The 22,881-nt window shown below is 67.9% G+C and carries 24 protein-coding genes; 3 read left to right on the forward strand and 21 right to left on the reverse strand.

The window, feature by feature from the left end; translation table 11 throughout:
* Positions 1 to 7: 7 nt before the first annotated feature.
* Positions 8 to 1,462: an FAD-dependent oxidoreductase gene (locus ABGB19_RS00535; RefSeq protein ID WP_347682907.1), complete on the forward strand. Its 1,455-nt coding sequence runs from the start codon at positions 8 to 10 to the stop codon at positions 1,460 to 1,462.
* On the forward strand, positions 1,459 to 2,058 hold the full coding sequence (locus ABGB19_RS00540; RefSeq protein WP_347684640.1) for a TetR/AcrR family transcriptional regulator: 600 nt from the start codon (positions 1,459 to 1,461) through the stop codon (positions 2,056 to 2,058). Before ABGB19_RS00535 ends, ABGB19_RS00540 begins: the two co-directional genes overlap by 4 nt.
* Here the strand turns inward: ABGB19_RS00540 and nuoN are convergent.
* The 17 genes from nuoN to ABGB19_RS00625 all read right to left on the reverse strand — a co-directional run bounded on the left by nuoN (position 2,055) and on the right by ABGB19_RS00625 (position 19,031).
* Positions 2,055 to 3,635 carry an NADH-quinone oxidoreductase subunit NuoN gene (nuoN, locus tag ABGB19_RS00545; RefSeq protein WP_347682909.1) on the reverse strand — a complete coding sequence of 527 codons (1,581 nt, stop codon included), beginning with the start codon at positions 3,633 to 3,635 and terminating at the stop codon, positions 2,055 to 2,057. The genes ABGB19_RS00540 and nuoN overlap by 4 nt on opposite strands.
* Positions 3,632 to 5,197, reverse strand: a complete 1,566-nt coding sequence (locus ABGB19_RS00550; RefSeq protein WP_347682911.1) for an NADH-quinone oxidoreductase subunit M — start codon at positions 5,195 to 5,197, stop codon at positions 3,632 to 3,634. Before ABGB19_RS00550 ends, nuoN begins: the two co-directional genes overlap by 4 nt.
* Positions 5,194 to 7,074 (reverse strand): NADH-quinone oxidoreductase subunit L, encoded by a 1,881-nt coding sequence (gene nuoL, locus ABGB19_RS00555; RefSeq protein WP_347682913.1) that lies wholly within the window; start codon positions 7,072 to 7,074, stop codon positions 5,194 to 5,196. The genes ABGB19_RS00550 and nuoL overlap by 4 nt, the downstream gene beginning before the upstream one ends.
* Positions 7,075 to 7,081: 7 nt before the next feature.
* The gene (nuoK, locus tag ABGB19_RS00560; RefSeq protein ID WP_347682915.1) at positions 7,082 to 7,381 is read right to left on the reverse strand and encodes an NADH-quinone oxidoreductase subunit NuoK; all 300 of its coding nucleotides are present in this window, start codon (positions 7,379 to 7,381) and stop codon (positions 7,082 to 7,084) included.
* Positions 7,378 to 8,148: an NADH-quinone oxidoreductase subunit J gene (locus ABGB19_RS00565; RefSeq protein ID WP_347682917.1), complete on the reverse strand. Its 771-nt coding sequence runs from the start codon at positions 8,146 to 8,148 to the stop codon at positions 7,378 to 7,380. The genes nuoK and ABGB19_RS00565 overlap by 4 nt, the downstream gene beginning before the upstream one ends.
* Positions 8,145 to 8,669 carry an NADH-quinone oxidoreductase subunit NuoI gene (gene nuoI / locus ABGB19_RS00570; RefSeq protein WP_347684642.1) on the reverse strand — a complete coding sequence of 175 codons (525 nt, stop codon included), beginning with the start codon at positions 8,667 to 8,669 and terminating at the stop codon, positions 8,145 to 8,147. Before nuoI ends, ABGB19_RS00565 begins: the two co-directional genes overlap by 4 nt.
* Positions 8,670 to 8,679: 10 nt before the next feature.
* Positions 8,680 to 9,933: an NADH-quinone oxidoreductase subunit NuoH gene (nuoH, locus tag ABGB19_RS00575; protein ID WP_347682919.1), complete on the reverse strand. Its 1,254-nt coding sequence runs from the start codon at positions 9,931 to 9,933 to the stop codon at positions 8,680 to 8,682.
* Complete coding sequence (locus ABGB19_RS00580) at positions 9,930 to 12,323, reverse strand: NADH-quinone oxidoreductase subunit G (protein WP_347682921.1); 2,394 nt, start codon at positions 12,321 to 12,323, stop codon at positions 9,930 to 9,932. Before ABGB19_RS00580 ends, nuoH begins: the two co-directional genes overlap by 4 nt.
* The gene (gene nuoF / locus ABGB19_RS00585) at positions 12,323 to 13,639 is read right to left on the reverse strand and encodes an NADH-quinone oxidoreductase subunit NuoF (protein WP_347682923.1); all 1,317 of its coding nucleotides are present in this window, start codon (positions 13,637 to 13,639) and stop codon (positions 12,323 to 12,325) included. Before nuoF ends, ABGB19_RS00580 begins: the two co-directional genes overlap by 1 nt.
* Complete coding sequence (gene nuoE, locus ABGB19_RS00590) at positions 13,636 to 14,493, reverse strand: NADH-quinone oxidoreductase subunit NuoE (RefSeq protein ID WP_347682925.1); 858 nt, start codon at positions 14,491 to 14,493, stop codon at positions 13,636 to 13,638. The genes nuoF and nuoE overlap by 4 nt, the downstream gene beginning before the upstream one ends.
* Positions 14,494 to 14,551: 58 nt before the next feature.
* Positions 14,552 to 15,886, reverse strand: coding sequence for an NADH dehydrogenase (quinone) subunit D (gene nuoD / locus ABGB19_RS00595; RefSeq protein WP_347682927.1), 1,335 nt, complete (start codon positions 15,884 to 15,886; stop codon positions 14,552 to 14,554).
* Positions 15,886 to 16,605, reverse strand: coding sequence for an NADH-quinone oxidoreductase subunit C (locus ABGB19_RS00600; RefSeq protein WP_347682929.1), 720 nt, complete (start codon positions 16,603 to 16,605; stop codon positions 15,886 to 15,888). Before ABGB19_RS00600 ends, nuoD begins: the two co-directional genes overlap by 1 nt.
* Complete coding sequence (locus ABGB19_RS00605; protein ID WP_238888562.1) at positions 16,602 to 17,156, reverse strand: NADH-quinone oxidoreductase subunit B; 555 nt, start codon at positions 17,154 to 17,156, stop codon at positions 16,602 to 16,604. The genes ABGB19_RS00600 and ABGB19_RS00605 overlap by 4 nt, the downstream gene beginning before the upstream one ends.
* Entirely contained in the window at positions 17,147 to 17,518 is a 372-nt protein-coding gene (locus tag ABGB19_RS00610; protein WP_347682932.1) for an NADH-quinone oxidoreductase subunit A, read from the reverse strand. Before ABGB19_RS00610 ends, ABGB19_RS00605 begins: the two co-directional genes overlap by 10 nt.
* A gap of 165 nt (positions 17,519 to 17,683) precedes the next feature.
* The gene (locus tag ABGB19_RS00615; RefSeq protein WP_347682934.1) at positions 17,684 to 18,085 is read right to left on the reverse strand and encodes a hypothetical protein; all 402 of its coding nucleotides are present in this window, start codon (positions 18,083 to 18,085) and stop codon (positions 17,684 to 17,686) included.
* Positions 18,086 to 18,100: 15 nt separating this feature from the next.
* Positions 18,101 to 18,634, reverse strand: coding sequence for a YceI family protein (locus ABGB19_RS00620; RefSeq protein ID WP_347682936.1), 534 nt, complete (start codon positions 18,632 to 18,634; stop codon positions 18,101 to 18,103).
* Position 18,635: 1 nt separating this feature from the next.
* Positions 18,636 to 19,031 carry a nuclear transport factor 2 family protein gene (locus tag ABGB19_RS00625; RefSeq protein WP_347682938.1) on the reverse strand — a complete coding sequence of 132 codons (396 nt, stop codon included), beginning with the start codon at positions 19,029 to 19,031 and terminating at the stop codon, positions 18,636 to 18,638.
* Positions 19,032 to 19,080: 49 nt separating this feature from the next.
* On the opposite strand from ABGB19_RS00625, the gene ABGB19_RS00630 reads away from it, so the two are divergent.
* Complete coding sequence (locus ABGB19_RS00630) at positions 19,081 to 19,719, forward strand: class I SAM-dependent methyltransferase (RefSeq protein WP_347682940.1); 639 nt, start codon at positions 19,081 to 19,083, stop codon at positions 19,717 to 19,719.
* Here the strand turns inward: ABGB19_RS00630 and ABGB19_RS00635 are convergent.
* Genes ABGB19_RS00635 through ABGB19_RS00650 form a run of 4 tightly spaced genes read right to left on the reverse strand, consistent with a single transcriptional unit; the run spans position 19,704 to position 22,860 of the window.
* Entirely contained in the window at positions 19,704 to 20,042 is a 339-nt protein-coding gene (locus ABGB19_RS00635; RefSeq protein WP_347682942.1) for a DUF6285 domain-containing protein, read from the reverse strand. The genes ABGB19_RS00630 and ABGB19_RS00635 overlap by 16 nt on opposite strands.
* Positions 20,039 to 21,001: a phosphotransferase family protein gene (locus tag ABGB19_RS00640; RefSeq protein ID WP_347682944.1), complete on the reverse strand. Its 963-nt coding sequence runs from the start codon at positions 20,999 to 21,001 to the stop codon at positions 20,039 to 20,041. Before ABGB19_RS00640 ends, ABGB19_RS00635 begins: the two co-directional genes overlap by 4 nt.
* Positions 20,998 to 22,236 carry an acyl-CoA dehydrogenase family protein gene (locus ABGB19_RS00645; protein WP_347682946.1) on the reverse strand — a complete coding sequence of 413 codons (1,239 nt, stop codon included), beginning with the start codon at positions 22,234 to 22,236 and terminating at the stop codon, positions 20,998 to 21,000. Before ABGB19_RS00645 ends, ABGB19_RS00640 begins: the two co-directional genes overlap by 4 nt.
* Positions 22,237 to 22,248: 12 nt before the next feature.
* Entirely contained in the window at positions 22,249 to 22,860 is a 612-nt protein-coding gene (locus ABGB19_RS00650; protein WP_347682948.1) for a TetR/AcrR family transcriptional regulator, read from the reverse strand.
* Between the last annotated feature and the right edge of the window lie 21 nt (positions 22,861 to 22,881).

Here is a 22,881-nt window from a genome sequence, read left to right on the forward strand (position 1 = left end):
GCATTCCATGGGAGACCCCGATGTCCTGATCGTGGGCGCCGGCCCGACCGGCCTCGCGACCGCATGCGGCCTTCTCGCCCAAGGTGTGCGCGTCCGCGTGGTCGACAAGGCCCGCGGACCGGCCGTCACCTCGCGCGCCAACTTCCTGCACGCGAGGGGATCGGAGGTGCTGGAGCGGCTGGGTGCGCTCGGGGACCTGCCCGCACGCTCGGTGCGCGCCATGAACATCACCAACTATCTGGGCGACAGGCCGGTGATGCGCATCGAGTTCGGCGATCCGGGAATGCGGACAGCCGCCCCGCCGATGGTCGTCTCGCAAGCGAACGTCGAAGCGGCCCTTCGTGATCGGCTGGCCGAACTCGGCGGGACGATCGAGTGGGGCACCCCGGCCGTCGATCTCGACCAGGACGCCGCGGGCGTCGTCGCGGCGGTCGCCGACGGCGAGGAGGTACGGGCGGGGTGGCTGATCGGCTGTGACGGCGCCGGGAGCACGGTCCGCCGCGCAGCAGGCATCGGATTCCCCGGGGTCAAGCTGAGCGAGCGGTTCCTGCTCGCCGACGTCCGCCTCGACTGGGACCTCGACCGCAGCGGCACCACCGGCTGGATCCATCCGGACGGATTGATCGGCGTGATGCCGATGCCCGGCGGACTGTGGCGGGTCATCGCCTACGACCCGCAGGGTGCCGCCGAAAAGCCCTCCGAAGACCAGATACTCGCGCGTTTGCAGCGCATTCTTCCCCAGCGCACCGGTCGGCACGTGCAGGTCGACGAGGCCGTGTGGCTGTCGATGTTCCAGGTGCACCGCCGACTGGCCGACACCTATCGCCGGGGCCGGGTGATGCTGGCCGGCGACGCCGCCCACACCCACGCACCGTTCGGTGGCCAGGGCATGCTGACGGGTCTCGGCGACGCCGAGAACCTCGCCTGGAAACTCGCGCTCGTCGTCAACGGGCGCGCACACGCCGCGCTGTTGGAGACCTACGAGAGTGAGCGCCGTCCGCTGGCGACCGAAGTGCTGCGCAACACCAGCGCAGTGACCAAGGTCAACATCGCCAAGGGACCGGTGGGCCGATTCGTCCGGGATCGGCTCATCGTGCCCCTGGTCAACCGCCCATGGGTGCAGCGCCGGGTGACCTACCAGGCGTCCCAACTGTGGGTGAGCTACCGCAAAGGCCCGCTGGCCGAACGTTCTTCGCCGCTCCGGCGGCCCCGGCCCGGTGATCGCGTCGCGGGCATCGCCGGTGCCGAATTGCGCGGCGGGTGGGCGCTGTCGGGCGGTGACGACACGCTGCTGAAGGTGGCGATCAGGCACCTCGGCGACGGCGTCACACGGGTGGGCCACCTTGAGGGTGCCGATGCCCGCCTGGTGCGCCCCGACGGTCATCTGGCATGGCGGGGTACCGATCCCGAGCATCTCGACCGGTGGCTGCATCGGGCACTGATGACCGGCACGGTCCGGTGACCGCCCCGGCACGGGGGCGTCCGCGCGACCCGTCCGTGCACCGTGCGATCCTGACCGCTGCCCTGCAGCTGTTCATCGAATCCGGCATCGCGGGACTGAGCATCGAGCAGGTGGCGAAGAAGGCCGGCGTCGGTAAGCCCACCATCTACCGGCGGTGGTCGACCAAGGAGCAGTTGGTCGCCGACGCGATCGAAGCTCACGTCGGCAGTGAGATGAGATGGCCGACGCGCGAGGAGATCTCGGCGGTCACGCCGCAGACTCTGGTCCGGCGCAATCTCGAGGCCGCCGCCGCGACGGCTGCCGACCCGACGGTCCGCGCACTCGTCGCGCAGATCTACGGATCCGCGGTAACGCACCCCCTTCTGATGAAGACGTACTGGGATCACTACATCAAGCCCCGCCGTGCGCTGGTGATCGCGATGCTGGAACGCGCGCAGGCCGATGGATCGGTGGCCGGCGACGCCGATCTGGAGGTGCTCGTCGACATGCTCGCCGGCGCCGTCACCTACCGTGTGCTGCAACCCGATCCGCCCAGCCCGCGGCAGATGCGGCGCTACCTCGAAGCGGCCTACCGTCAGGTCGGCCTGTTCGACTAACGCAGGAACTGGTCGGCGTTGTTGGCCAGGTCCAGCAGTGGTTGCGGCAGCGCGCCCAGCGCGAAAGTGACCGCCGCGGTCACCGTGACGACCGCCGTGCTGAGCCAGCTCGGTGCCACGACCGTCGGCGCGTCGTCGGGCGGATCGGTGAAGAACATCAGCACGATGACCCGCACATAGAAGTACGCGGCGACCGCGCTTGCGATGACGCCGACGATCACCAGCGGAATCGCACCACCCTCACCGGCCGCCTTGAAGACCGCGAACTTGCTGACGAAGCCGCTGGTCAACGGGATTCCGGCGAACGCCAGCAGGAACAACGAAAACACCAGGCCGACAAGGGGATACCGCCTGCCCAGTCCGGCCCACCGGGCCATCGCGGTGTCCTCGTCACCGTCGGCCGTGTTGCGCACCAGGCTCACCACCGCGAACGCGCCGACCGTGCTGAACCCGTACGCGAACAGATAGAACAGGGTCGACGACAGCCCCGCCTCGTTCTCGGCGATCACGCCGGTGAGGATGAACCCGGTGTGCGCCACCGCCGAGTAGGCCAGCATCCTCTTGACGTCGGTCTGCGTGATCGCGGTGACCGTGCCGACCACCATCGTCAGGATCGCGACGGCCCACAGCACGGGGCGCCAGTCGTCGCGAAGTTCCGGCAGTGCGACGTAGAAGACGCGCAGCATGGCGCCGAACGCCGCGATCTTGGTGGCGGCGGCCATGAACGCGGTGACCGGCGTCGGCGCGCCCTGGTAGACGTCGGGGATCCACGAATGGAACGGCACCGCACCGATCTTGAACAGCAGGCCCACCAGCAGCAGGCCCGTGCCGATCAAGGCAAGCGAGGTCTTACCCGACCCGGACTCCACCACGTCGGCGATCGCGCGCAGATCGAGAGTGCCTGCGTAGCCGTACAGCATCGCCACGCCGAAGAGGAAGAACGCCGACGAGAACGCGCCGAGCAGAAAGTACTTCATCGCCGCTTCCTGGGACAGCAGGCGGTGGCGGCGCGCGAGCCCGCACAGCAGGTACAGCGGCAACGACAGCACCTCGAGCGCGATGAACATCGTCAGCAGATCGTCGGCCGCCGGGAACAGCAGCATGCCGCCAATCGCGAACATCGTCAGCGGGAACACCTCGGTCTGGATGACACCGGCCTTGGTGGCCAGCTGCTCGGCGACGGCACCGGGTACGGCCGACGCCTGCGGGGTGAACGCGTCCAGCCCGCGCCCGGCGCTGCGCCCGTCGGCCTGCGCACCGATCTGGCGTTCGGCGATCAGCAGGATGCCGAGCACACCGACCAGCAGGATGGTCCCCTGCAGGAACAACGCCGGGGCGTCGACGACGACTGCGCCCATCACCGCGGGCTGGCCCACGGAGCCGTGCAGGTCGCGGACGAGCATCACGACGGCGACCACCGCGGCGGCCAGGCCGCCCAGGCTGAGCGTCAGTTGCGCGGCGTAGCGGCTCGTCCGCGGCAGGAACGCCTCCACGAGGACGCCGGTGATCGCCACCGCGAACACGATCAGCATCGGGGCGATCAGCCCGTATTCGACGGTGGGAGCTTGCACGGTCATCGCATCGGCCCTTCCGCGATCGGGGCAACCGGGTCAGGCTGATCGATGGTGGTCAACGTGTGGGTGACCGCCGGGTTGATCACGTCCAGCGCCGGCTTCGGATACACCCCCAGGACGATCAGCAGCGCGATGAGCGGTGCGATCGCCAGGATTTCACGCGGCACCAGGTCGCGTAGCCGGTCGTTGCCGTCCTTGACCGGGCCGGTCATCATGCGCTGGTACATCCACAGGATGTAGACGGCCGACAACACCAGCGCGGTCGCGGCGAACACCGCAAACACCGGGTAGCGGGTGAATGTGCCGATCAGGACCAGGAATTCGCTGATGAACGGCGCCAGGCCGGGCAGCGACAGGGTGGCCAGGCCCGCGACCAGGAATGTGCCCGCCAGCACCGGGGCGACCTTCTGAACGCCGCCGTAGGACGCGATGAGGCGAGACCCGCTGCGCGACACCAGGAATCCAGCGATCAGGAACAGCGCGGCGGTGGACAGTCCATGGTTGACCATGTACAGGGTGGAGCCGGACTGGCCCTGACTGGTCATCACGAAGATGCCCAGGATGATGAACCCGAAGTGCGAGATCGACGTGTAGGCGATCAGGCGCATCACGTCGGTCTGCCCGATCGCCACAACGGCGCCGTAGACGATGCCGATCACCGCGAGCGTGATGATCAGCGGGCGGAAATACGCTGAGGAGTCGGGGAACAACTGCAGGCAGTACCTCAGCATGCCGAAGGTCCCGACCTTGTCCATGACCGCCATCATCAGCACCGCGCTGGCAGGCGTGGCCTCCACCGCCGCGTCGGGCAGCCAGCGGTGGAACGGCCACAGCGGTGCCTTGATCGCGAACGCGAACATGAACCCGAGGAAAACCATGTGCATGATCGCCGGGTTGACGGCGAACTCGCCGCTCGACACCGCCGCGACGATCGCGCGGAAGTCGAACGTGCCCGCCTCGAACGCGTCGCTCTGCGCGGTGACGACATAGAGACCGATCACCGCCGCGAGCATGATCAGGCCGCCGAACAGGTTGTACAGCAGGAACTTCACGGCGGCCTTCGAACGTCCCGCGCCGCCGAAGCCTCCGATGAGGAAGTACATCGGGATCAGCATCGCCTCGAAGAACACGTAGAACAGCAGCACGTCCAGCGAGACGAGCGACATGATGACCATGCCCTCGACGGCCAGGGTCAGGGCGAAATAGGCGTGTGTCGAGCGGCCACCCCAGGCCGCCTTGTCGCTGACGTCGTTCCAGCCCGCGATCAGCAGCAGCGGCACCAGCACCGCGGTCAGCGCGACGATCGCCAGGGCGATGCCGTCCAGCCCGAGGATGTAGCCCGTGCCGAATGACGGGATCCACCGGTAGGACTCGATGAACTGGTACTGCTCGCCTCCCGGCTCGAACTGCACCGCGAGCAGCACCGTGATGACCAGGACGACGACGGACACCACCAGCGCAAGCCATTTCGCCGCTGCGCGCAGTGAGGCCGGCAGCAGGATCACCACCGCGGCGCCGACGATCGGCACCGCCCACAGCACCGTCAACCAAGGGAATGTCGTCACCACAGCTGCACCGCCAGGATCGCGCCGACCAGCAGGACCGCACCGGCCAACATCGCCAATGCGTACGTTCGGGCGAAGCCGGTCTGAAAGCGCCGCAGCCCCGCCGATGTTCGGGACACCACCGCGGCCAGCCCGGTGCCCGCGCCGTCCACCGCCTCGTCGTCGATCTCGATCAGCCCCCTGGTGAGCAGCTGTCCCGGCCGCATGAAGAACTCTTCGTTGAAGGCGTCACCGTACAGATCGTTGCGGGCGGCGACGGTGAGCGCCGACCCGGCGGGCACTTCGTCCGGCACCGCCCGGCGGCCGTACATGCGGTAGGCGACCGCGATACCGACGGCCACCACCGACAGGATCACGATGGTCACCACCCACACCGGTGCGACGTGGTGGATGTCGTGTGCACCGACGACGGGTTCGAGCCAGTGCTCGAGCGTGCCGCCGATGGCGAACGCAGCCCCGGACCCGACCGAACCGATCGCGAGCAGGATCATCGGCCACGTCATCACCTTGGGCGCCTCGTGCGGATGCGTCTCGGGCGCCCAGCGCTTGTCGCCGAAGAAGGTCATCAGCATCACGCGCGTCATGTAGAACGCGGTGATGCCCGCGCCGAGAATGGCTGCGCCGCCGAGGATGAGGCCCTTCACCCCGCCCGCGCCGAGCGCGGCCTCAATGATTCCGTCCTTGGAGAAGAAGCCCGCCAGCGGCGGCACGCCGATGATCGCGAGGTAGCCCAGGCCGAACGTCGCGAACGTGATCGGCAGGGCCTTGCGCAGCCCGCCGTAGCGGCGCATGTTGACCTCGTCGTCCATGGCGTGCATCACCGAACCGGCACCGAGGAACAGGCCGGCCTTGAAGAAGCCGTGGGTGAGCAGGTGCATGATCGCGAACGCGTAGCCGGCCGGACCCAGACCCGCGGCGAGCACCATGTAGCCGATCTGCGACATGGTCGACGCCGCAAGCGCTTTCTTGATGTCGTCCTTCGCGCATCCGACGACCGCGCCGAACAGCAGCGTGACCGCACCGACGATCACTACGCCCAGCTGCGCGGTCGGCGCCAGGTCGAAGACCGGGCCGGAGCGCACGATGAGGTAGACACCGGCGGTGACCATCGTGGCGGCGTGGATGAGCGCCGACACCGGCGTCGGACCCTCCATCGCGTCGCCCAGCCACGACTGCAGCGGTACCTGCGCGGACTTACCGCACGCCGCCAACAGCAGCAGCAGGCCGATCGCCGTCAGCACGCCCTCGCCGACCTCCGGCGCGGCCCCGAAAACGCCGTCGAACGAGACGGATCCGATGTGGGCGAACATCACCATCAGCGCGACTGCCAGGCCGACGTCGCCGACGCGGTTGACGACGAACGCCTTCTTGGCCGCGGTGGCCGCCGACGGCTTGTACGACCAGAACCCGATGAGCAGGTACGACGCCAGGCCGACGCCCTCCCAGCCGACGTACAGGCCGAGGTAGTTATCGGCCAGCACCAGCAGCAGCATCGCCGACAGGAACAGGTTCAGATACGCGAAAAACCGGCGCCGCTCGGGATCTTCGGCCATGTACCCGATCGAGTAGATGTGGATCAGCGAGCCGACACCGGTGATCAGCAGCACGAAACACATCGACAGCTGATCGAGTTGCAACCCGAAGTCGACCTGCAGGCTCGCCACCGGGACCCAGCTGAACAGCGACTCGTGGATCGTCCGGTGCTCGGCGTCGCGGCCCAGCATGTCGGCGAACAGCAGCGCTCCCACCACGAACGAGCCGAGAGAGGCCGCGCACCCCAGCAGGTGGCCCCAGCCGTTGGTGCGGCGCCCGCCCAAGAGGAGTATCGCCGCGCCGGCCAGCGGCAGGGCGATCGTCAGCCACACAGGAGTTGTCATCGCACCCTTAGTGTTTCAGCAGATTGGCGTCGTCGACCGAGGCCGACCGGCGGGCGCGGAAGATGGTCATGATGATCGCCAGGCCGATCACCACCTCACACGCGGCAACCACCATCGTGAAGAACGCCACCACCTGCCCGTCGAGGTGACCGTGCATTCGCGAGAACGTCACGAAGGCGAGGTTGCACGCGTTGAGCATGAGCTCGACGCACATGAACATGACGATCGCGTTGCGGCGCAGCAGCACCCCGGACGCGCCGATGGTGAACAGCAGCGCCGACAGATAGAGGTAGTTCTCGGGGTTCACTCGGCGCCCCCGTTGCCGTCGGTCTGCCCGACGGTGCGCTTCTGTAGCAGCGCGTTGACCGACAGCTCGGACGCCGATCCGTCGGGCAGGCGTGCGGCCACGTCGACGGCGTTGCTGCGCGCGTAGACACCGGGCGTGGGCAGCGTCGTCGGGTGCCCGCCCGGCTTGAAGCGCTCCTGAGCGAACTCGCGCTGGGTCTTTCGGCGCTCGAACCGCTCCCGGTGCGCCAGCACCATGGCGCCCAGCGCGGCGGTGATCAGCAGCGCACCGGTCAGCTCGAACGCCCACAGGTACCGGGTGAAGATCAACGCGGCCAGTCCCTGCACGTTGCCGTTGGCGTTGGCCTGCGCCAACCCGGTGAACCCGCCGATCGACACGCTGCCGATGCCGGCGATCACCAGCACACCGAACCCGATTCCGACGACGATCGCCGCGACACGTTGTCCCCGAATGGTTTCCACCAGGGACTCGGAGGAGTCGACGCCGATCAGCATCACCACGAACAGGAACAGCATCATGACCGCGCCGGTGTAGACCACGACCTGCACGACGCCGAGGAACAGCGCGTCCTGCGTGATGTAGAAGACGGCGAGCACGATCATCGTCATGGCCAGGAACATCGCCGAGTACACCGCTTTGGGGGCGGCAACGACGCCGATCGCGCCGAGCACCGCGACGGCGCCCAGCACCCAGAACAGCACCGCTTCCGTCGTCGACGTGGGAACGCCGCCGTCGACGACCGCCGTCGCGAGGTAGTCGAGGGTCACCGGGCGTCCTCGGTCGCGGGTTTGATGTTGCCCCGGTAGTAGTCCTCGTCGGTGCTGCCGGGCGCCATCGGGTGCGGCGGCGGCAGCATGCCCGACTTCAGCGGGGCGAGCAGTTTGTCCTTGCCCCAGATCAGGTCGGCGCGGTTGTCGTCGGCCATCTCGTACTCGTTGGTCATCGTGAGCGCGCGGGTGGGGCAGGCCTCGATGCACAGCCCGCACCCGATGCAGCGCAGATAGTTGATCTGATAGACGCTGCCGTATCGCTCACCGGGGGAGTACCGTTCGTCTTCGGTGTTGTCGGCGCCCTCGACGTAGATGGCGTCGGCGGGGCAGGCCCACGCGCACAGTTCGCAGCCGATGCACTTCTCCAGGCCGTCGGGATACCGGTTCAACTGGTGACGGCCGTGGTACCGCTTGGCGACCGGTCCGGGCTTCTCCGGATACTGCTCGGTGAGCCGCTTCTTGAACATGGTCCTGAAGGTGACCCCGAAACCCGCGATCGCGTCGAGGAACTTAGGCATCTCGAGGAACTTAGGCATCCGTCTTCTCCTTTGAAGTCATCTCCCTCGAGGCCATCTCCCTCGACGGCAGCGGTGGCACCGGGAACACCCCGGAATCCGGGTCCTGCAGGGGAATCTTGCGAATGGTCCTGCGCCGCACCGTTCTCCAGAGCGCGAACAGCAGTGCCAGCCCCACCACTGCGGCCACCGTGATCAACGCCGTCGTGAGCCCGTCGTAGCCCTGGTTGCGCAGGCCGCGGACGCTCGACACGATCACGATCCACGCCAGCGAGACCGGCATCAGTATCTTCCAGCCCAGCCCCATGAACTGGTCGTAGCGCATGCGCGGCAGGGTGGCGCGCAGCCAGAAGAAGAAGAACATGAAGGCCCAGACCTTGGCGACGAACCACAGCAGTGGCCACCACCCGGTATTGGCGCCGTCCCACATGTTGATCGGCCACGGGGCGTGCCAACCGCCGAGGAACAGTGTGGTCGCCAGTGCGGCCACCGTGGTCATGTTGACGTACTCGGCGAGCATGAACATCGCGAACTTGATCGACGAGTACTCGGTGTGGAACCCGCCGACCAGTTCACCCTCGGCCTCTGGCAGATCGAATGGGGCGCGGTTGGTTTCGCCGACCATCGAGATGAGGTAGACGATGAAGGATGGCAGCAGCGGGAAGATGAACCAGAGACCCTGTTGGCTCGCGACGATGCCCGACGTCGACATCGTGCCCGCGTAGATGAACACCGCCACGAATGACAGCGCCATCGCGATCTCATAGGAGATCACCTGAGCACTCGACCGCAATCCGCCGAGGAGGGGATAGGTCGAGCCGGAGGCCCAGCCCGCCAGCACGATTCCGTACACCCCGATCGACGTCGCAGCCAGCACGTAGAGCACCGCGACCGGCATGTCGGTCAATTGCAGTGCGGTGCGGTGCCCGAAGATCGACACCTCGCCGCCCATCGGGATGACCGCGAATGCGATGAAGGCGGGCACCACCGAGATCACCGGGGCGGCAAGGTAGACGAACTTGTCCACCCCGGCGGGGATTAGCCCCTCCTTGAGCGCCAGCTTCACGCCGTCCACCAGGGACTGCAGCAGCCCCCACGGTCCGACGCGGTTGGGGCCCGGTCGCATCTGCATCCAGCCGAGCAGCTTTCGCTCGATCAGGATCGCGATCAACACCGAGAGCATGAGGTACGCGAAGATCGCGACGGCCTTGATGAGGATCAGCCACCACGGGTCGTGGCCGAAGAGCGTCGGATCCGGATAGGTCATCGTTCTGCCCGCCCGATCGACACGACGGCTCCGGTGGTCACTCCGAGTGTGCGATGCACCTGCGAACCGACGGAGTTCAGCGGCACCCACACGGTTGCGTCGGGCATCGCGGTGATCGCCAGCGGCAGCGTGAGCTGCCCCCGGTCGGTGCCCACGGTCACCGGATCGCCGTCGGCCGCCCCGATCTCGGCTGCGGTGGCCGCCGACATCCGTGCGACCGTGGCATGCGCGGTGCCAGCCAGATGTGGTTCGCCGTCCTGCAGGCGTCCGGCATCCAGCAGCAGCCGCCAGCCGGCCAGCACGGCCTGCCCCCCGCCCGGTCGGTTGGGCGGCGCCGCCGCCACCGTCGGCGCACCCGGCCGTCGACCGCCCCACAGCCCGAGCCGCGCCATCTCCTCGCCCGCAGCAGTCGCGCTCGCCGTGTTCAGGTCGATACCGAACTCGTCGGCCAGGAACCCGAGCACCCGCCGGTCGGGTGCGGCGTTGCTCTGCAGCGACGGGCCGAAGGGACGAATCCGCCCCTCCCAGTTCATGAATGCGCCGTCCTTCTCCACCACCGGGGCGACCGGGAACACCACGTCGGCCGCCTCGGTGACCGCGCTTTCCCGCAGTTCGAGGCTGACGACGAACGGCGCGGCGGTGATCGCGGCCGATGCCGCTTCGGGGTCGGGCAGATCGGCGAGTTCCACCCCGCCGATCACCAGCGCGCCCAATTCGCCGCTGCGCGCGGCGTCGAGAATGCCTGTGGTGTCCCGGCCGGGCGTATCCGGCAGTTCACCGAAGCTCCACACCGCCGACGTTTGTTCGCGGGCTGCCGGATCGGACAGCGGGCGACCACCGGGCAGTAGACCTGGCAGTGCCCCGGCCTCCAGGGCGCCGCGCTCGCCGGCCCGTCGCGGAATCCACGCCAAGCGGGCGCCGGTCGCCGCGGCCAACCTGCTTGCGGCCGTGAGCGCCCCGGGTGAGGTGGCCAATCGTTCGCCGACCAGGATCACCGCGCCGGGCATCGTCAACTGTGCGTCGTCGGCCAGTCCGTCCAGCGCCGCCGCCTCGCCACCCGGTACGGCGGCGATCAACTGACCCCGAAGTTTGACCAAGGCGCGGCTGGCGAACGGGGCGACGGACTTGACCTGCAGACCCTTCTTGCGGACGGCCTTGCGCAACCGCAGGAAGACGATTGGCGATTCCTCTTCCGGTTCGAACCCGGCCAGCAGCACGGCGGGCGCGTTCTCCAGGTCGGCGTAGGTGACCGTCATCGGTTGGCCTGCGACGTGCGCAGCGAGGAATTCGGCCTCCTCGGCGCTGTGTGCCCGCGCGCGGAAGTCGATGTCGTTGGTCTGCAAGACCATCCGGGCGAACTTCGAGTAGGCGTAGGCATCTTCCACCGTCACCCGTCCGCCCACGAGCACACCCGCGTTTCCGCGTGCGGTGGCCAGGCCGGCGCTGGCCACGCCGATCGCCTCGGACCAGGAGGCCACCCGCAGTGTGCCGTCCTCGTCGCGGACCATCGGGGTGGTGATGCGGTCACCCTGGGTGGCGTAGGTGAACGCCCATCGGCCCTTGTCGCAGTTCCACTCCTCGTTGACCTGTGGATCGTCACCGGCCAAGCGGCGCATCACCTTTCCGCGGCGGTGGTCCGTGCGCTGCGCGCATCCCGACGCGCAGTGCTCACACACGCTGGGGCTGGACACCAGGTCGAACGGCCGGGCGCGGAACCGGTACGCGGCGCCGGTGAGCGCGCCGACCGGGCAGATCTGCACGGTGTTGCCCGAGTAATACGACTGGAAGGGCTCGCCGGGGGCGATGCCGACCTGTTGGCGAGCACCTCGCTCCAGCAGATCGATGAACGGATCGCCGGCGATCTGTTCGGAGAACCGGGTGCACCGCGCGCACAGCACGCAGCGCTCGCGATCCAACAGCACCTCCGAGGAGATGTTGATCGGTTTGGGGAAGGTCCGCTTGACGTCGTCGAACCGAGTCTCCGCGCGGCCGTTGGACATCGCCTGGTTCTGCAACGGGCATTCGCCGCCCTTGTCGCACACCGGGCAGTCCAGCGGGTGGTTGATCAGCAGCAGTTCCATCACGCCCTGCTGCGCCTTGTCGGCGGCCTCCGACGTCAGCTGCGTCCGCACCACCATGTCCGGGGTGCACGTGATGGTGCACGACGCCATCGGCTTGCGTTGGCCCTCGACCTCGACGAGACACTGCCGACAGGCGCCCACCGGGTCGAGCAGCGGATGGTCGCAGAACCGGGGGATCTGGATGCCGATCAGTTCGGCGGCGCGAATCACCAACGTGCCCTTGGGCACACTGACCTGCACGCCGTCGATGGTGAGCTGCACCATCTCGACCCGGGCGGCGACGGCGCCGGTGTCAGCGGTCTGCGTCATTACACACGCACCCCCTCGGTGGCCATCAGTGTCGAGGCGTGCGGGTCGAACGGGCAGCCGCCGGACAGGTGCGCCATGTACTCGTCGCGGAAGAACTCGATCGACGACATGATCGGGGCGGCCGCGCCGTCGCCCAACGCGCAGAACGACTTCCCGAAGATGTTGTCGGAGATGTCGAGCAGCTTTCCGATGTCGGCTTCGGTGCCGGCACCCGTCTCGAGGCGTTCGTAGATCTGTGCCAGCCAGTAGGTGCCTTCGCGGCACGGCGTGCACTTGCCGCACGACTCGTGGGCGTAGAACTCGGTCCAGCGACGCACGGCGCGCACCACGCACGTGGTCTCGTCGAAGATCTGCAGCGCCTTGGTGCCCAACATGGTGCCGACACCGGCCATGCCCTCGTAATCCAGTGGCACGTCGAGGTGTTCGTCGGTCAGCAGCGGCGTCGAGGAACCGCCCGGAGTCCAGAACTTCAGCGTGTGCCCGGCACGGATTCCGCCCGCGTAGTCGAGCAGTTCGCGCAGCGTGATGCCCAGCGGCGCCTCGTACTGGCCGGGATTGGTGACGTGCCCCGACAGCGAGTACAGCGTGAACCCCGGCGACTTCTCCGTACCCATGGACCGGAACCAGTCCACGCCGTTGAGCATCACCGGCGGCACGCTGGCGATGGATTCCACGTTGTTGACCACGGTCGGGCAGGCGTACAGGCCCGCGACCGCGGGAAACGGTGGCCGCAGCCGGGGCTGGCCGCGACGGCCCTCCAGCGAGTCCAGCAGCGCGGTCTCCTCACCGCAGATGTATGCACCCGCACCGGCGTGCACGATCAGCTCGAGGTCGAATCCGGAACCGTTGATGTCGGTGCCGAGGTACCCGGCGTCGTACGCCTCGGCGACCGCGGCCTGCAGTCGCCGCAGCACGGGGACCACCTCGCCGCGCAGGTAGATGAAGGCATGGTGGGCCCGGATCGCGTACGCCGCGATGATCACGCCTTCGACGAGGAAGTGCGGCGTGGTCAGCATCAACGGAATGTCTTTGCACGTACCGGGTTCCGACTCGTCGGCGTTGACGACGAGGTAGTGCGGCTTCGCGGCGGCGCCCGTGTCGCCCTGCGGGATGAACGACCACTTGGTGCCGGTCGGGAAGCCCGCACCGCCGCGGCCCCGCAGTCCCGAGTCCTTCATGAGCGCGACGACGTCGTCGGGATCCATCGCCAGCGCCATCTCCAGGGCGCGGTATCCGTCGTGGCGGCGGTAGGTGTCCAGCGACCACGGCTCGGGTTCGTCCCAGAACCGGCTCAGGACGGGAGTCAGTGCGGTCATCGCTTCGAATCCGTTGCCGTCTCGGTGGTGTCGGGTTTCGGCGGCACCGTCGCCGACGGCCCCGGGGCGGGCGCGTCGCTGGTGGCCTCGGCACCGGCTTTCGCGTCGTCGGGGGTTTCGCGCGGTTGGGCTAGTGCGTCGGCCTCCGGTGCGGACATGCCGCGGTCCCGGGCCACCCGCAGCCCCGCCAGCGTGGCCTCACCCGGCCGGCCACCGCCGGAACGCGGTACGGGCAGGCCGGCCAGCGTGCGCGAGGTTTCCCGGAACGTGCACAACGGGGCCGCGCCTCGCGTCGGGTCGGGGGGAGTGCCTGCGCGCAGCCCATCGACGAGATCGCGTGCCGACGAGGGTGTCTGGTTGTCGTAGAACTCCCAGTTGACCATGACGACCGGCGCGTAGTCACACGCCGCGTTGCATTCGACGTGTTCGAGCGTGACCCGACCGTCGGCGGTGGTCTCGCCGGCGTGCAGGCCCAGATGGTCCTCCAGCGCTTCGAGAATCGCGTCGCCGCCCATGATTGCGCACAGCGTGTTGGTGCACACGCCGACCAGGTACTCGCCCGTCGGCGTGCGACGGTACATCGAGTAGAACGTGGCCACCGCGGTGACTTCGGCGTCGGTCAGGCCTAACTGCCTGGCGCAGAACGCAATGCCCGCCGGCGTGAGACAGCCGTCCTCGGACTGCACGAGGTGCAGCAGCGGCAACAGCGCCGAACGCCCCTGTGGGTAGCGGGCGATGATCGTCTCCGCGTCGGCGGCCAGGCGGGCGGCGACGTCGTCCGGATACGACACCGGCCCGTGGATCGGCGGGCCGGGTTCGTCGGGTCGCTGACCCAGCTCGAGAAACACACTCATGACTGTCTCTTCTCCCCCTGCCCTTCGGGCGGGAGGTGCCCCCACGCGCAAGCGCTCATCAGCGGTCCACCCCGCCCATCACCGGATCGATCGACGCCACCGCGGTGATCGCGTCGGCGACCATGCCGCCCTCGCACATCGCCGCCACGGCCTGCAGGTTGTTGAACGACGGGTCGCGATAGTGCACCCGGTAGGGCCTGGTGCCGCCGTCGGAGACCATGTGCACGCCCAGCTCGCCGCGCGGTGACTCGACCGCGACGTACACCTGGCCAGGCGGCACGCGGATGCCCTCGGTCACGAGCTTGAAGTGGTGGATCAGCCCCTCCATCGAGTGGCCCATGATCTTGGCGATGTGCTCGGGCGAGTTGCCCAGGCCGTCGGGCCCGAGCGTCAGATCGGCCGGCCACGCCAGCTTCTTGTCGGTGATCATCACCGGGCCGGGGGACAGCCTGTCGAGGCACTGCTCGATGATCTTCAGCGACTCGTCCATCTCCTTGACGCGAATCAGGTAGCGGCCGTACGAATCACAGGCGTCGTCGGTGATGACGTCGAACTCGTAGTTCTCGTACCCGCAGTAGGGCTGCGCCCGGCGCAGGTCGTGGGGCAGGCCGGTGGAACGCAGGCACGGTCCGGTGATGCCCAATGCGATACAGCCGGTCAGGTCGAGATAACCGATGCCCTGGGTGCGCGCCTTCCAGATGTAGTTCTCGCTGAGCAGATCGGAGAGATCCTTGAGCCGCTTGGGCATCAGCTTGAGCATGTCGCGGATCTGCGGGACGGCTTCTGGGGGGAGGTCCATCGCCACGCCGCCGGGCCGGATGTAGGCGTTGTTCATCCGCAGCCCCGTGATGGTCTCGAAGATCGACAGGATCTGCTCACGTTCGCGGAACCCGTAGAACATCGCGCCCATCGAGCCGAGCTCCATGCCGCCGGTCGCCAGCGCGACCAGATGGCTGGAGATGCGGTTGAGCTCCATCATCATCACGCGGATGACGCTGGCGCGCTCGGGGATGTCGTCGGTGACGCCGAGCAGCTTCTCGACACCGAGGCAGTACACCGTCTCGTTGAAAAGCGGTGACAGGTAATCCATTCGGGTGACGAATGTGACGCCCTGGGTCCAGGTGCGGTACTCGAGGTTCTTCTCGATCCCGGTGTGCAGATAGCCGATGCCCGCACGGGCCTCGACGATGGTCTCGCCCTCGATCTCCAGAATCAGGCGCAGCACGCCGTGCGTGGACGGATGCTGCGGGCCCATGTTCACCACGATCCGTTCGCCCGCATTGGCTTCGGCGTTCTTGCGGGCGGCCGCGACGACCTCGTCCCAGTCCTGGCCGCCGACCACGACCACCGTTTCGGAACCGCCCGAATCGGGCGGGGTGTCCGATGTGCTCATCAGCTGTAGGCCCTCCGCTGATCCGGTGGCGGAATCTCGGCGCCGTGGTACTCCACCGGAATTCCGCCCAACGGGTAGTCCTTGCGCTGGGGGTGGCCCACCCAGTCGTCGGGCATCTCGATGCGGGTCAGGGCGGGATGGCCGTCGAAGATGATGCCGAAGAAGTCGTAGGTTTCCCGTTCGTGCCAGTCGACGGTGGGATACACGCCGAACAGCGACGGGATGTGCGGGTCGTCGTCGGGTGCGGCGACCTCCACGCGGATGCGGCGGTTGTGGGTGATCGACATCAGCGGATAGACCGCATGCAGTTCGCGGCCCGCGTCCTCGGGGTAGTGCACCCCGCTCACGCCCAGAGACAGTTCGAAGCGCAGCGCCGGATCGTCACGCAGCGCCTGGGCGACCGTGGGCAGCTGCTCGCGCCTGACCTCGAGTGTCAGCTCCTCGCGGTACACCACCACCCGCTCGACGCCCGCGGCGTAACCGTCCTCACCCAGGGCTCGGACAAGACCGTCGACGACCTCGTCGAAATAGCCGCCGTAAGGGCGCGGCGAGCCGCCCGGCAGCGCCACCGGCCGCACCAGGCGGCCGTAGCCCGACGTGTCGCCGGATCCCTCGGCGCCGAACATGCCGCGGCGCACACCGATGATTTCCGGGGGCGTGATGTCGGCCTGGGGGCCCGGCTCGGCACCGGCCGCGGCGCCGTTGTCGTTCTCGGTCACCTCAGCAGGCCTTTGAGCTCGATGGTCGGCGTAACCGCCAGCGCCGCCTTCTCTGCTTCGCGGATAGCCTCCTCGCGGTGCACGCCGAGGGGCATCTCCTGAATCTTGTCGTGCAGCTTGAGGATTGCGTGCAGCAGCATCTCGGGCCGCGGCGGGCATCCGGGCAGGTATATGTCGACGGGCACGACGTGATCGACGCCCTGGACGATCGCGTAGTTGTTGAACATCCCGCCCGACGAGGCACACACGCCCATCGCCAGCACCCACTTGGGCTCGGCCATCTGGTCGTAGATCTGGCGCAGCACCGGCGCCATCTTCTGGCTCACCCGACCGGCGACGATCATCAAATCGGCCTGCCGCGGCGTGGCCGAGAACCGCTCCATGCCGAACCGGGAGATGTCGAACCGCGGTCCGGCGGTCGCCATCATCTCGATCGCGCAGCAGGCCAGCCCGAAGGTTGCCGGCCACAGCGAGCCCTTGCGGATGTAGCCCGCCACCTTCTCGACCGTCGACAGCAGGATCCCGGCGGGCAGCTTCTCCTCTAGTCCCATGCCAGACCTCCTCTCCGCCAGACGTACGCGTATGCCACGAACACCACCACCATGAAGAGCAGCATCTCTACCAGGGCAAACAGCCCCAAGCTGTCGAATGCGACCGCCCAGGGGTAGAGGAAGACGATCTCGATGTCGAAGATGATGAACAGCATCGCCGTCAGGTAGTACTTGATCGGAAACCGCTGGCCTGCCGAATGCGCGCTGGCCAACTCCGGCACCGGTTCGATGCCGCATTCGTAGGCCTCGAGTTTGGAGTGGTTGTAGCGTCTTGGGCCGACAAGCAGAGCTATGCCGACCGAGCCGACCGCGAAAAGGGCCGCAATAGCGCCAAGCACCAGGATTGGCGTGTACAAATCCATACCGAGCAAACGCTCCCTCGTGGGCTGTCGATGTGAGCTTACCCACACCCTAGCGGGCTTGGCGATGAGGGCCACACCTTTTGATTAGTATCGCTATAAGCAACACCTCGCCATGTCGGCGTGCCCTCAACAGGCAAGTGCGACAGGCGAATACGTGATTTCTGGCTATTGCACCGGCGCACGCAGCAGTGACGCGACGGCGTCACCGAGGCGGATCGGGTCGATCGGGTGCGGAACCGAGGCCTCCGCGCGCGACCAGGTCGCCAGCCACGCGTCGTCGGGACGCCCGGTGAGCACCAGGACCGGCGGGCAGTCGGCGATCTCGTCCTTGAGTTGCTTGGCGATTCCCATGCCGCCGGTCGGGCTGGCTTCGCCGTCGAGGATCACCAGATCGAACCCGCCCTGGTCCATCTGCCGGATGACCATCGGGCCGGTCGCCACCTCGAAATAGGTCAGCTCCGGCAGCTCGGGATGCACCCGCTTGCCGAGCGCCAGCCGCACCTGTTCACGAGTCCTGGGGTTGTCGCTGTACACGAGGACCCGCAACGGACGCGATGACTCGACCATGCGGCGATGGTACGGCTAGCCGGCGCGCCGGAACACCAAGTCGCCGGAGATCGTCGCGGTGTCGCCGATCATGCCGATCAGGTTGCCGTCGACGCCGAAGTCCTGCCGGTTGAGGGTGGCCTGCGTGGTGAGCCGCATGCCGCCGTCCCCGACCGGAGCGACGGTGATCCGCAGCGTCAACGGTTTCGTCGTGCCCTTGATGGTGAGCTGCGCGCGCAGGTCGAGGGAGTCGCCGTCGACCGCGTCCGCCGAGGAGACGACGACGCTGATGTCCGGGAACTTCTCGGCTTCAAAGAAATCCGCGGAGTGCAGGTGCTGGTCGCGTTTGCGGATGCCGGTGCGCAGCGATGCGGCCTTGATGTCGACGCGGCCGGAAACCGTTTGCGGAGCAGCCAGTTGGCCTTCGCCGCCGAATTCGGTGAAGCGGCCCTTGACCGGCACCAGCCCCCACATCGACTTGGCCTTGACCGTGATCGTCGACCCGTCGGGATCGAGGGTCCACGTCCCGGCCGAACTCGGATCGCTGAAAAACTCGCTCAGACTTGCCATGTCAGTTCCCTCCCGTGAGCAGCGGTGCCATCTGCGCGGGGTCGAAGTATTCGTCGATGCGGCTGATCCGTCCGTTGGCGCCCAGTCGCACGACGAGACAGACCCGCATCGCGATCGAACCGCCGTTGCGCCCGGTGGCGTGCAGGATGTGCTGTTGGACGAAGCCAACGTCGAAGTAACGGCGGTCGAGAACCTCGTAGCGGCGCTGCGTCGTGGTGTCGATGAACCAGTTGATGACCCGCAGCGCCCGGTCCTTATCGCGGTCGCCGTCGGCGGTCTTCCAGACCACCACATCGTCGTTCCACAACTGCTGAACACCCTCGCGATCGCCGCCCTCGATCGCCCGGAACAGGCGATCGGCAACGTCGGCGACGGTGTCGGCGTCGACAACGGTCACGATTTCTCCTCCTTGACCTCAAGGTTGGTTGAGGTTGAACACTGGCTGCATGGATGTCACACCTACTGTCTCGCTATTCGACGACGCCTACAAGACCGGAACCGCACCGTGGGTGATCGGCGAGCCACAACCCGCGGTCGTCGAGCTGGAGAAGACGGGCATGCTGCGCGGCGCGATCCTCGACGTCGGTTGCGGCACCGGTGAGCACACCATCCTGCTCACCCGCCTCGGCTACGACGTGCTCGGCGTCGACTTCGCGCCGTCGGCCATCGAACACGCCCGGACCAACGCCGTCGCCAAGGGCGTCGACGCCCGCTTCGAGGTGGCCGACGCGATGACCCTGCCCACGGACCGGGGCTACGACACCATCCTCGACAGCGCGCTGTTCCACATCTTCGACGACGGCGACCGCGCGCGGTACGTGCGTAGCCTGCACGGCGCGTGCCGGCCCGGCGGGTTGGTGCACGTGCTGGCCCTGTCGGACCAGGGTCACCGGTTCGGCCCCGAGGTCAGCGAATACGACATCCGCACGGCCTTCGGTGAAGGCTGGGCCTTGGAGGCGCTCGACACCACGACCTATCGCGGCGTGATCGGTGAGTCCCACGTCGAGACCTTCAATCTTGCGGTCGGTTCGCTGGTCGACGTGCCCGCCTGGCTGGCGAGGGCCCGCCGCTATCCGTCGGCATAGCCGGGGTGGGCGACGTCGAGTCGGTGCCGCACGATCGTCCGCAGCACGGGCAGCACCTCGGCCGACCGGCCGTCGAGCAGGCCGCCGCGGATGGCCTCGGCCAGCTGCGTCTCGTCGACGAAGCCGAGCCCGGCAAGGGCGTCGGCGACGTCCCCGGCCGTCGTGTCGAGCAGTTCGCGCTCGACGATGCGCAGCACGTTGGCGGCCACGCGCGAATGGAAGTTCACGTGACCCTCGGTCGAGTCCCGCACGTCCTTCTCGAGGAAACCGGCCACCGCGGCGACGAGCTCCGCCGCCGTCGGCCGCCCGTGGACACCGCTCATTTCGGACCGCCTCCCTCGAGCAGATCGAGCACATCCCATTCGGTTTCGCTGACCCGCCTGCCGATCGCCGCGAGCTCCACCGACACTGTCTGACCGGAGAGGTGCCGCTCGGCCTGGAACCGGCAGATCACCCCCCAGCGCAGCGTGGCCACCGTCAGCCACCACCGGAACACATCCCGGTCGAGCGCCTCACCCGCGGCGGATTCGTAAGCCGACAGGAAGGTTTCGACGCTGCCCAGCCCCCCGGCGCCGAGGTCCTCGGGTGCGCCGAAGCGCCACGCCCGGATGCAGAACCAGGCGAGGTCCTCGTACACCTCCCCGAGGTGGACGAGTTCCCAGTCCAGCACCGCCGCCAGCCCCGACTCGTCGACGATCAGGTTGCCCATCCGGAAGTCGCCGTGCACCAGCACCTGCCGCGACGGCGGCGGTCGGTGGGCGGTGAGCCAGCGGAACGCCCACTCGAAAGTCGCGGTGGTGTCGCCCATCTCGTCGAGCCGGTCCTGCCATTCGGTGAGTTGGTCCGAGGCCGCCAGCCCGACGCCGTCGTAGTCGGCGCGGTGGACGGCGGCGAGGGCTCGAGCGCACTGGCGCAGTAGCCGGTCGCGGTCCGCGTCGTCGAGCGTGCGGTGGATCCTGCGGACGATCGTCTCGCCCTCGATGGCGTCGCAGATGAGATACGGATTGCCCAGTGCGGCAGGGGAGTTGTCGGCGCACAGGATGTGCGGCACGGGCGCCCCGGCGGCCGCGGCGCGCTGTTGTACGGCCGCTTCGAGTTCCATGGGCGCGTGCACGTCATCGGGCGGGCCGGTGCGCAGGATCAGCGCCCGCATCGCGCCCGAAGCCACCGCGTCGAACGCCCACGTCGTCCGGCTCGCACCGCCGGTCAGCGCCCGCAGGTTGTCGACGGCGACGCCGTCCCCGAGGACCGGGCGCAGCACCGCCTCGAGTTCTGACTTCACTTGCGCCCGAACCCGAACAGCCGCTGGGCCACCCGCCGGATCTGGATCTCCTCGGCGCCCTCGGTGATCCGGTACCGACGGTGGTGGCGGTAGATGTGCTCGAACGGCTCGTGCCTGCTGTAGCCGACGCCGCCGTGCACCTGCATCGCCCGGTCGGCGGCCTCGCACACCAGCCTGTTCGCCCGGTAGTTGGCCATCGACACCTTGTCGGAGACCTCCATGTGGTGGTTGCGGTCCAGCTCGGAGGCCGCGTAATACACCAGCAGCCGCACCATCTGCGCTTCGGTCTGCAGCTCCACCAGCGGCCACTGCACGGCCTGGTTCACCGCCAGCGGCTTGCCGAACACGTTGCGTTCTGTTGCGTATGCCACCGCGCGGTCGATGCAGAACTGCGCCGCGCCGAGGCTGCTGGCGGCCTGGCGGATCCTGTTCTCGTGCAGGAAGGTCTGCCCGACCTCGAGGCCGCGGTCCACCTCGCCGAGCACCGCATCGACGGGCACCCGGACGTCGCGCAGTTCCACCTCGCCGTGGTCGGTGGGCATGTTGAACGTCCACCAGTAGTACGGCACCGTGAATCCGGGCGCGTCGCACGGCACCAGGAACGCGGTGATGCCCCGCGCCTGGCCGGGGTCTCCCGAGGTGCGGGCGAAGATCAGGTCGTGGGTGGCCCGGTGCACGCCGGTGTTCCACCGTTTGGTGCCGTTGATGATCCACTCGTCGCCGTCGCGTACCGCGACGGTCTCCAGCCAGGTGGCGTCGGAGCCGTGGTTGGGTTCGGTGAGGCCGAAGGCCATCGACCGCTCACCGGTGATCAGCGCTTCGGTCCACTCGGCCTTCTGGGCGTCCGTGCCGAACCGGTCCATCATGATCACCTGCGGGAAGTTGCCGACGATCGACGACTCGTCCTGCAGGTCGTTGTGCAGCCCGAGGCCCTTGTGCGCCAGGTGTTCCCGGATCACCGCCATGTCGATGTTGCTGCCGTCGCGGCCGCCGAACTGCGACGGCAGGCCGTAGCGCAGCCACCCGGCCGCGTCGGCGCGCCTGCGCATCTCGCCGAGCAGGTCCTCCCACTCGCGCCGCGGGATGCCGCCGTTGTCCCAGTCGGTGCGCGCATGCTCCCGGCGCTTGTCGAAGTACTGGATGTGCTCGCGCTCGAGCGGTTTGATCTCGGCTTCGATGAAGGCATCCATCTCGGCGAGCAACCCGGGCAGATGGTCGGGCAGGGTGAAATCCACAGTGACTCCTAGTTAGAACCCGTACAACGTTTTCTTCCAGATCGTCGACAGCGTCGCGACGGCGTCCTCGTCGGTCATGTCCACCCCCAGACCGGAGGTGCCGACGAACACGGTGGTGAAGTTCTCGAACAGCAGCGCGATCGCCGCCGCGGTGTGCTCGGGGTTCAACTCGGTTCCGTAACCCTGTTCCTGGGCGCGGCGCACGGAAGCGGCGACGATGTCCATGCCGAACCGGCGGAACTCGTTCTGCACCGCGGCGAACCGTGGTTGCGTGGCGGCCAGTTGCGCGACCGCGATCATGATGCCGATGTTCTGCTTGAACATGTTCCAGTAGCCGGTCACCACCGACCGGAAGAAGGTGTCGTCGTCCGAGGAATCCGGCAACTCGAGGCTCGACCCTGAGGGCGCGACCATGTCGTGCAGGAACGACTCCGCCAACGCCGCGAGCAGGTCCTCCTTGTCGGCGAAGTACCGGTAGAACACCGCGGGTGACTTGCCCGCCGCCGAGGTGATGTCGCTCAGCGTCGTACCGTGAAAGCCCCGCTCGGCGAACAGCTTTCGCGCCGCCTGCTCGATGGCTTCCCGGGTCTGGCGCCCCTTGGCGCTGAGCGTCTCGGCGGGCACGTCAGCGCGCCTCCCGTTCAG

Source organism: Mycobacterium sp. B14F4 (genome assembly GCF_039871645.1).
In the GTDB taxonomy this organism is placed as follows: Bacteria; Actinomycetota; Actinomycetes; order Mycobacteriales; family Mycobacteriaceae; genus Mycobacterium.

Excerpts from the sequence above, each read along its gene's own strand:
- ABGB19_RS00535 (WP_347682907.1), top strand. The coding sequence starts at position 8 with ATGGGAGACCCCGATGTCCTGATCGTGGGCGCCGGCCCGACCGGCCTC.
- nuoN (WP_347682909.1), bottom strand. The coding sequence starts at position 3,635 with ATGACCGTGCAAGCTCCCACCGTCGAATACGGGCTGATCGCCCCGATG.
- nuoL (WP_347682913.1), bottom strand. The coding sequence starts at position 7,074 with ATGACAACTCCTGTGTGGCTGACGATCGCCCTGCCGCTGGCCGGCGCG.
- nuoI (WP_347684642.1), bottom strand. The coding sequence starts at position 8,669 with ATGCCTAAGTTCCTCGACGCGATCGCGGGTTTCGGGGTCACCTTCAGG.
- nuoH (WP_347682919.1), bottom strand. The coding sequence starts at position 9,933 with ATGACCTATCCGGATCCGACGCTCTTCGGCCACGACCCGTGGTGGCTG.
- ABGB19_RS00580 (WP_347682921.1), bottom strand. The coding sequence starts at position 12,323 with ATGACGCAGACCGCTGACACCGGCGCCGTCGCCGCCCGGGTCGAGATG.
- nuoF (WP_347682923.1), bottom strand. The coding sequence starts at position 13,639 with ATGACCGCACTGACTCCCGTCCTGAGCCGGTTCTGGGACGAACCCGAG.
- nuoE (WP_347682925.1), bottom strand. The coding sequence starts at position 14,493 with ATGAGTGTGTTTCTCGAGCTGGGTCAGCGACCCGACGAACCCGGCCCG.
- nuoD (WP_347682927.1), bottom strand. The coding sequence starts at position 15,886 with ATGAGCACATCGGACACCCCGCCCGATTCGGGCGGTTCCGAAACGGTG.
- ABGB19_RS00605 (WP_238888562.1), bottom strand. The coding sequence starts at position 17,156 with ATGGGACTAGAGGAGAAGCTGCCCGCCGGGATCCTGCTGTCGACGGTC.
- ABGB19_RS00610 (WP_347682932.1), bottom strand. The coding sequence starts at position 17,518 with ATGGATTTGTACACGCCAATCCTGGTGCTTGGCGCTATTGCGGCCCTT.
- ABGB19_RS00615 (WP_347682934.1), bottom strand. The coding sequence starts at position 18,085 with ATGGTCGAGTCATCGCGTCCGTTGCGGGTCCTCGTGTACAGCGACAAC.
- ABGB19_RS00620 (WP_347682936.1), bottom strand. The coding sequence starts at position 18,634 with ATGGCAAGTCTGAGCGAGTTTTTCAGCGATCCGAGTTCGGCCGGGACG.
- ABGB19_RS00630 (WP_347682940.1), top strand. The coding sequence starts at position 19,081 with ATGGATGTCACACCTACTGTCTCGCTATTCGACGACGCCTACAAGACC.
- ABGB19_RS00635 (WP_347682942.1), bottom strand. The coding sequence starts at position 20,042 with ATGAGCGGTGTCCACGGGCGGCCGACGGCGGCGGAGCTCGTCGCCGCG.